4 protein-coding genes are annotated in these 6,533 nt (G+C 50.3%); all 4 read right to left on the reverse strand.

Features of this window, described 5'->3' with window-relative positions; all coding sequences use genetic code 11:
- Window positions 1-192 precede the first annotated feature (192 nt).
- Window positions 193-1,968, reverse strand: a complete 1,776-nt coding sequence (gene aceK / locus A0G03_RS18730; protein ID WP_048262643.1) for a bifunctional isocitrate dehydrogenase kinase/phosphatase — start codon at window positions 1,966-1,968, stop codon at window positions 193-195.
- Window positions 1,969-2,017: 49 nt separating this feature from the next.
- The gene (gene aceA, locus A0G03_RS18735) at window positions 2,018-3,325 is read right to left on the reverse strand and encodes an isocitrate lyase (RefSeq protein ID WP_048262644.1); all 1,308 of its coding nucleotides are present in this window, start codon (window positions 3,323-3,325) and stop codon (window positions 2,018-2,020) included.
- A 31-nt stretch (window positions 3,326-3,356) separates the two neighbouring features.
- A complete protein-coding gene (gene aceB / locus A0G03_RS18740; protein WP_048262646.1) occupies window positions 3,357-4,955 on the reverse strand; it encodes a malate synthase A in 1,599 nt (532 codons plus the stop codon).
- Window positions 4,956-5,241: 286 nt separating this feature from the next.
- Window positions 5,242-6,171, reverse strand: a complete 930-nt coding sequence (gene metA, locus A0G03_RS18745) for a homoserine O-acetyltransferase MetA (protein WP_048262648.1) — start codon at window positions 6,169-6,171, stop codon at window positions 5,242-5,244.
- Between the last annotated feature and the right edge of the window lie 362 nt (window positions 6,172-6,533).

Here is a 6,533-nt window from a genome sequence, read left to right on the forward strand (position 1 = left end):
GCGCCCGACACAGGGCGCTCAATCGCCGCCGCCCTGTGTACCCAGGCTTTCGGCGGGAATTATGCCGCTACGCGGTTCCATCGGTGTTCGTGACCGCTAGTCGAGCCGCCAGTGACGCGTTCCATACGCGGCACTGGCTTTCGCGACGTCCTGTCGCTCACTCGGCGGTCAAACCCACCGCTGCATAATTTTTCACGCCGGATAACGGCAAAGACCAGAATCATTCTCAGTAGTGAGATATAGCGGCTCAGCACGCTGACTAAAACGCTTCCGGCGTCGGTAAGCGTAAACATCCTCAATATGTCCTTCCCTGATGCGCTGCTGTAATGCCCGCCAGTAGTCCGCACAAAACAGATCGCCATGCATTTCCTCAAACAGCGTCCGAATGTGGCGGTCGCTGCACAGGAAATGCGGAAACTCTTCGGGAAACACATCATTCGGCGCGACGCTGTACCACGGCTCTGCGGCCAATTCGTCCTCCGGGTAACGCGGTGGCGGGATCTTGCGGAAATTCACCTCGGTCATGTAGCAGATCTCATCGTAATCATAAAATACAACTCGCCCGTGACGCGTGACGCCGAAATTCTTAAACAACATATCACCGGGGAAAATATTCGCAGCGGCCAGCTGTTTGATAGCATTGCCATATTCTTCAATCACATCGTGTAGTTGCTGTGCGTTTGCCTGTTCAAGATAGAGATTCAGCGGCGTCATCCGGCGCTCCATATACAAATGTCGGATCACCAGCCGATCGCCCAGATCCTCCAGTTTTTCAGGTACCTCCCGCCAGAGCTCATCCAATAATTCCGAGCTGATGCGGTGCTTATCGATGACGAAGTTTTCATATTCCTGCGTATCCGCCATGCGCCCGACGCGATCGTGTTCTTTCACCAGTTGATAGCACGCCATTACTCGCTCCGCACTCACCTCTTTCTGCGGCGCAAAACGATCTTTGATGACCTTAAATACGCGATCGAACGAAGGCAGCGTAAATACCAGCATCACCATGCCTTTCACGCCGGGGGCGATAATAAACTGCTCTTCTGATTCGGCAATGTAATGCAGATATTCGCGGTAATACTCGGTTTTACTGTGCTTCTGGCAGCCAATAGCCAAATAAAGCTCCGCCGTCGTCTTCCCCGGCAGAATGTCACGAAGCCAGGCCACCAGCGCGAACGGCAACGGGGCGTACACCATGAAGTAAGAGCGAGCGAAACCAAACACAATGCTGGCGTCTGCCTGAGCCGTCAGGCAGGTATCAATAAATAGCGCACCACGTTCGTTGTGGTGAATCGGCAGCAGAAACGGAAAAACACCTTCAGGCAGCGAAAGTTTCCCCACCAGCCAGGCCGCTTTGTTACGATAAAACAGCTCGTTCGCTATCTGTAACGTGGCCTGAGCAAGCTGCTCAGCAGAGAAGGTACTCTGTAAATACGTAACGATGTAATCAATATCACGCGGCAAATCTTCCCACGGTAGACGCAGCGGCACGTCACCCAGCAATTTTTCCAACATGCTTTGCCAGCCGTCAGTTGGCACAAACGTCTTGGCAATTGGTCGGGGAATCTCATGAAAGCGCTTTTCTGGCTGAGAACTGAAAACAAACAGTTTATCGGGAGCGAGTTCCCGATGATTAAATAGTCGACAATAGACGGAATTGAAAAAGCTCTCCGCAATCTCGAAACGCGGATAGTCCGGCAATAAGCCAGTGTAGATATGCTTCACCCGCGCTAAAAACTCCGCATCATCACAGCGGATGCCGGTAATACAGCGCAACTGTGCGACAACCAGACCAACATGGTGATCGTATAAGTGAATACGTTGTTTCATTGCCTGTTGCACAGCGGGCCAGTCAGCCTGTTCAAAACGCTGCTGTGCGCCCGCGGTGACTTCGAGAAAACGACCATATTGCGCATCAAACCCTTGCAGGATCGTCTGCGCCACCAGCTTTTCAAGGTCACGCGTCATCATGATCTCCAGATGAAACCCAGCCAGCCGAACACTAGCCGGGTTAGGATCAGAACTGCTGTTCTTCCGTCGATCCCGTCAGCGCCGTCACTGAAGACTGGCCTCCCTGAATGATGTTCGTCACTTTATCGAAGTAGCCAGTACCGACCTCCTGCTGATGCGATGAGAAGGTATAACCGTCTTTAATCGCTTCAAATTCAGGCTGCTGCACTTTTTCTACGTAGTGCCTCATCCCCTCTCCCTGCGCATAGGCATGCGCCAGATCAAACATGTTGAACCACATACTGTGGATGCCAGCCAGCGTAATAAACTGATACTTGTAGCCCATCGCCGACAGTTCATCTTGAAAACGAGCAATCGTGCTGTCATCTAGGTTCTTCTTCCAGTTAAAGGAAGGCGAACAGTTGTACGCCAACAGCTTGCCGGGGAACTTAGCGTGGATGGCCTCGGCAAAACGACGCGCCAGTGATAAATCCGGCGTTGAGGTTTCGCACCACACCAAATCAGCATAAGGCGCGTAGGCCAGTCCGCGACTGATTGCCTGCTCTATCCCCGCACGCGTGCGATAAAACCCTTCCACCGTGCGTTCTCCGGTGATGAAATCACGGTCATATTCATCGCAGTCGGAGGTCAGCAAATCTGCGGCATCCGCATCGGTTCGCGCAACCACTAAGGTCGGCACGCCCATGACATCCGCTGCCAAACGCGCGGCCACCAACTTCTGAACGGCTTCCTGCGTGGGAACCAGCACCTTGCCGCCCATGTGCCCACATTTCTTCGCCGATGCCAGTTGATCCTCAAAGTGAACCGCCGCTGCACCCGCTTCAATCATTGATTTCATCAGCTCAAACGCATTAAGCACGCCGCCAAATCCCGCCTCCGCATCTGCAACAATCGGCAGGAAGTAGTCGGTATGGCGCTTATCGCCCGGCTCAATGTGGTTCGCCCACTGGATCTGATCGGCACGCCGAAAGGTGTTATTGATGCGTTCGATCACCGCAGGCACGGAATTCGCCGGGTAGAGCGACTGATCGGGATACATGCTGGACGCCAGATTGGCATCCGCCGCCACCTGCCAGCCGGAAAGGTAAATAGCTTCAATACCCGCTTTAGCCTGCTGTAAGGCTTGCCCGCCCGTCAGTGCGCCCAGACAGTTAACATAACCTTTGCGGGCTTCACCATGCAGTAGACCCCATAATCTCGCCGCACCAAGCTGCGCGAGCGTGCATTCTGGGTTCACCGATCCACGTAGGTTAATCACATCTTCTGCGCTGTAGGGGCGCGTAATACCTTCCCAGCGCGCGGTTTTCCACTCTTTTTCGATATGCTGGACTTGTTGGGTACGAGAGGTCGTCATAGCAGAGGTTCCTTTTTATTATTGGTCAGGATTAATCAAGCAATGCGTAGCCGGGTAACGTCAGGAAGTCGATCAGTTCATCTTGCGTAGTGATTTGTTCCATCAGCCGAGCTGCTTCATCAAAGCGCCCTCCGCTAAAACGGGCATCACCTAATTCCTCCTGAATCACAAACATCTCTTCAGCCAGCATCTGGCGGAACAGCGCTTTGGTGATCACACGACCATCACTCAACGTCTTGCCGTGGCGAATCCATTGCCAGATAGAGGTGCGGGAAATTTCAGCTGTCGCGGCGTCTTCCATCAACCCATAAATCGGGACGCAGCCATTGCCGGATATCCACGCTTCGATGTACTGCACGGCAACGCGGATATTCGCACGCATACCGGTTTCCGTGCGTTCTCCCGGGCAGGGTTCCAGCAATTCCTCGGCACGAATGGGTACATCGTGTTCGCGGCTGATATCAAGCTGATTTTTGCGCTCACCTAATGCCCGATCGAACACCTCCATCACGGCATCTGCCAGTCCCGGATGAGCAACCCATGTGCCATCGTGACCATTGTTCGCTTCCAACTGCTTGTCTTTACATACCTTATCCAATACCCAATTATTACGCTCTGCATCCTTACTCGGAATGAACGCTGCCATCCCGCCCATAGCGAACGCGCCACGGCGATGGCAAGTTTTGATCAACAGCCGCGAGTAAGCACTCAGGAAGGGTTTTTCCATCGTCACCGACTGACGATCGGGCAGAACGCGATCGCTGTGGTTCTTTAATGTTTTGATATAGCTGAAAATATAATCCCAACGACCACAGTTCAGTCCAACGATATGATCGCGCAGATGGTAGAGGATCTCATCCATCTGGAAAACGGCTGGCAGCGTTTCAATCAATACCGTGGCTTTGATCGTCCCACGTGGAAGATCAAAGCGATCTTCCGTATAGCAGAAGACATCGTTCCACCAAGCCGCTTCCTGCCATGACTGCATCTTTGGCAAATAGAAATAAGGGCCGCTACCTTTCTTCAGCAGTTCCTGATAGTTGTGGAAAAAATACAGCGCGAAATCAAACAGGCTGCCGGGAATGGCTTCCCCCTTCCAGGACACGTGTTTTTCAGGCAAATGCAACCCGCGCACGCGGCAAATCAACACAGCAGGATTGGGTTGCAACTGGTAGATTTTTCCTGTTTCATTGATGTAGGAAATCGTACCGCGAACGGCATCGCGTAAGTTGATTTGCCCATCAATCACCTTTTCCCATCCCGGTGACAGCGAATCCTCAAAGTCCGCCATGAAAACCTTCACGTTGGCATTCAATGCATTGATCACCATCTTGCGTTCAACCGGGCCAGTAATTTCAACACGGCGATCCTGAAGGTCATCGGGAATGCCGCGAATCGTCCATGCCTTATCTCGAATGGAAGCCGTTTCTGAAATAAAATCAGGTAGCTTGCCCTGATCAATATTGCGCTGCTGCACCTGTCGTTCGGCAAGTAATTGATTACGCGCAGGAGTAAAATGTGCAACCAACTCCGTTAGGAAATCAATCGCCTCTTCCGTAAGAATATGCTTCTCACCTTCGCCAAAACGCTGACTAAACGCCAACTCTCTGTTTATCGTCTGCTGCATCATTCGTGGTTCCTTTTCAAGATTCCGCTTCATTCATCAACAACCGCCGGATCGGCAAACCAGTATGTATATTTCTTAGCCGACAGGATTAAGCGTAATACAAGAAAATACAAAATCAAAAACAATTTCCATTTTTATAAAAAAATCGAATTAACTACATAATAAAATTGAAGATTAAAATTAAAAAAGAAGAGAAATGACTTTCACTAACTAATAAACACGGAATGAGTTGGCACAAAAAAGAAAGGCACCCTTAAAGGTGCCTCAGAGAAAAGGATCAAGATGAGAGTTAGTCCAGCGTAGGATTCATTTTGCGCAAATCGTAAGGCGTAATCTGATAAACGTAGTAATTCAGCCAGTTAACAAAAAGCAGATGCCCATGGCTACGCCAGCTCGCTTTCGGTTCCAGTTCAGGATTGTCGTCTGGGAAATAGTTAACCGGGACAGTCGGATCCAACCCAGCATCACAATCACGGAAAAACTCTCCTGCCAGCGTCAGAACGTCATATTCGGGATGCCCGGTAACGAACGCCAGACGTTTATCTTTACTGGCAAACAGATAGGCACCCGCCTGCTCCGACTCAACCAGAATATCCAAATCCGTATGCTGCCGAATCACATCAGCCGGAAAATCTGCATAGCGAGAATGTGGAGCCAGAAACGTTTCATCAAAGCCGCGGGTCAGCAAAGCGTGGGGTTGTAACGTTTGATGCAAGTAAACACCGGACAGCTTTTCCTTCAGAGTCATCTTGGGGATACCGTAAAGGATATTGAGAGCAGCCTGTACAGCCCAACACACGAATAATGTGGATGTAACATGCTCTTTTGCCCATTCGATGACTCGCGCGATCTGCGGCCAATAAACGACATCACAAAAATCGACTAACCCCAGCGGAGCACCAGTAACAATCAAGCCATCAAAGTTTTCGTCCTGGATGTCATCAAAATTGCAGTAGAAGTTATTCAAATGCTCAGTTGGCGTATTCTTTGATTCACGGCTATCGATACGTAGCAGTTGGATATCGATCTGTAGGGGAGAATTGGACAGCAGACGCAAAAACTGGTTTTCAGTCTCAATCTTCTTAGGCATCAGGTTCAGAACCAGCACTTTGAGTGGACGAATTTCCTGCGTTTTAGCACGCGAGGACGTCATGACAAAGACGTTCTCATTACGCAGAAAATTAACAGCTGGTAACTCATCAGGAACCCGAATTGGCATAACCTTATATCCTCAAAGCATACGTTTAAACGTTTAGACATCCAGATGCCCGAAGATAGCGAGTTTTTGTACTAATGTCGAGTGCTCAACGCATAAGGTGAAAATGTTTCACGAGACACGCTCTACATCATTAGCACTACTTCTGCTGGATACGTTTAAGCGCATCAGGATTATTCAGGGGGTATAACCAGAAATAACAATAAGCCTGGATTTACGACAGCTCATAACCGTTATTTCCTGAAGTATCCGTTCCTCTACTGGAGAAATTCCACATCATTCATTTTCAGAGCGTAGATAAGCAATATCGTGGTGCTACTGAACCAGTTGCACCAATCTAAGCGCTCCAAACATCCCAGATTCCG

This window comes from Pectobacterium peruviense (assembly GCF_002847345.1).
In the GTDB taxonomy this organism is placed as follows: domain Bacteria; phylum Pseudomonadota; class Gammaproteobacteria; order Enterobacterales; family Enterobacteriaceae; genus Pectobacterium; species Pectobacterium peruviense.

What these genes read in the sequence shown, in the direction of transcription:
- aceA (WP_048262644.1), bottom strand. Translation starts at nt 3,325, where the DNA reads ATGACGACCTCTCGTACCCAACAAGTCCAGCATATCGAAAAAGAGTGG.
- aceK (WP_048262643.1), bottom strand. Translation starts at nt 1,968, where the DNA reads ATGACGCGTGACCTTGAAAAGCTGGTGGCGCAGACGATCCTGCAAGGG.
- aceB (WP_048262646.1), bottom strand. Translation starts at nt 4,955, where the DNA reads ATGATGCAGCAGACGATAAACAGAGAGTTGGCGTTTAGTCAGCGTTTT.
- metA (WP_048262648.1), bottom strand. Translation starts at nt 6,171, where the DNA reads ATGCCAATTCGGGTTCCTGATGAGTTACCAGCTGTTAATTTTCTGCGT.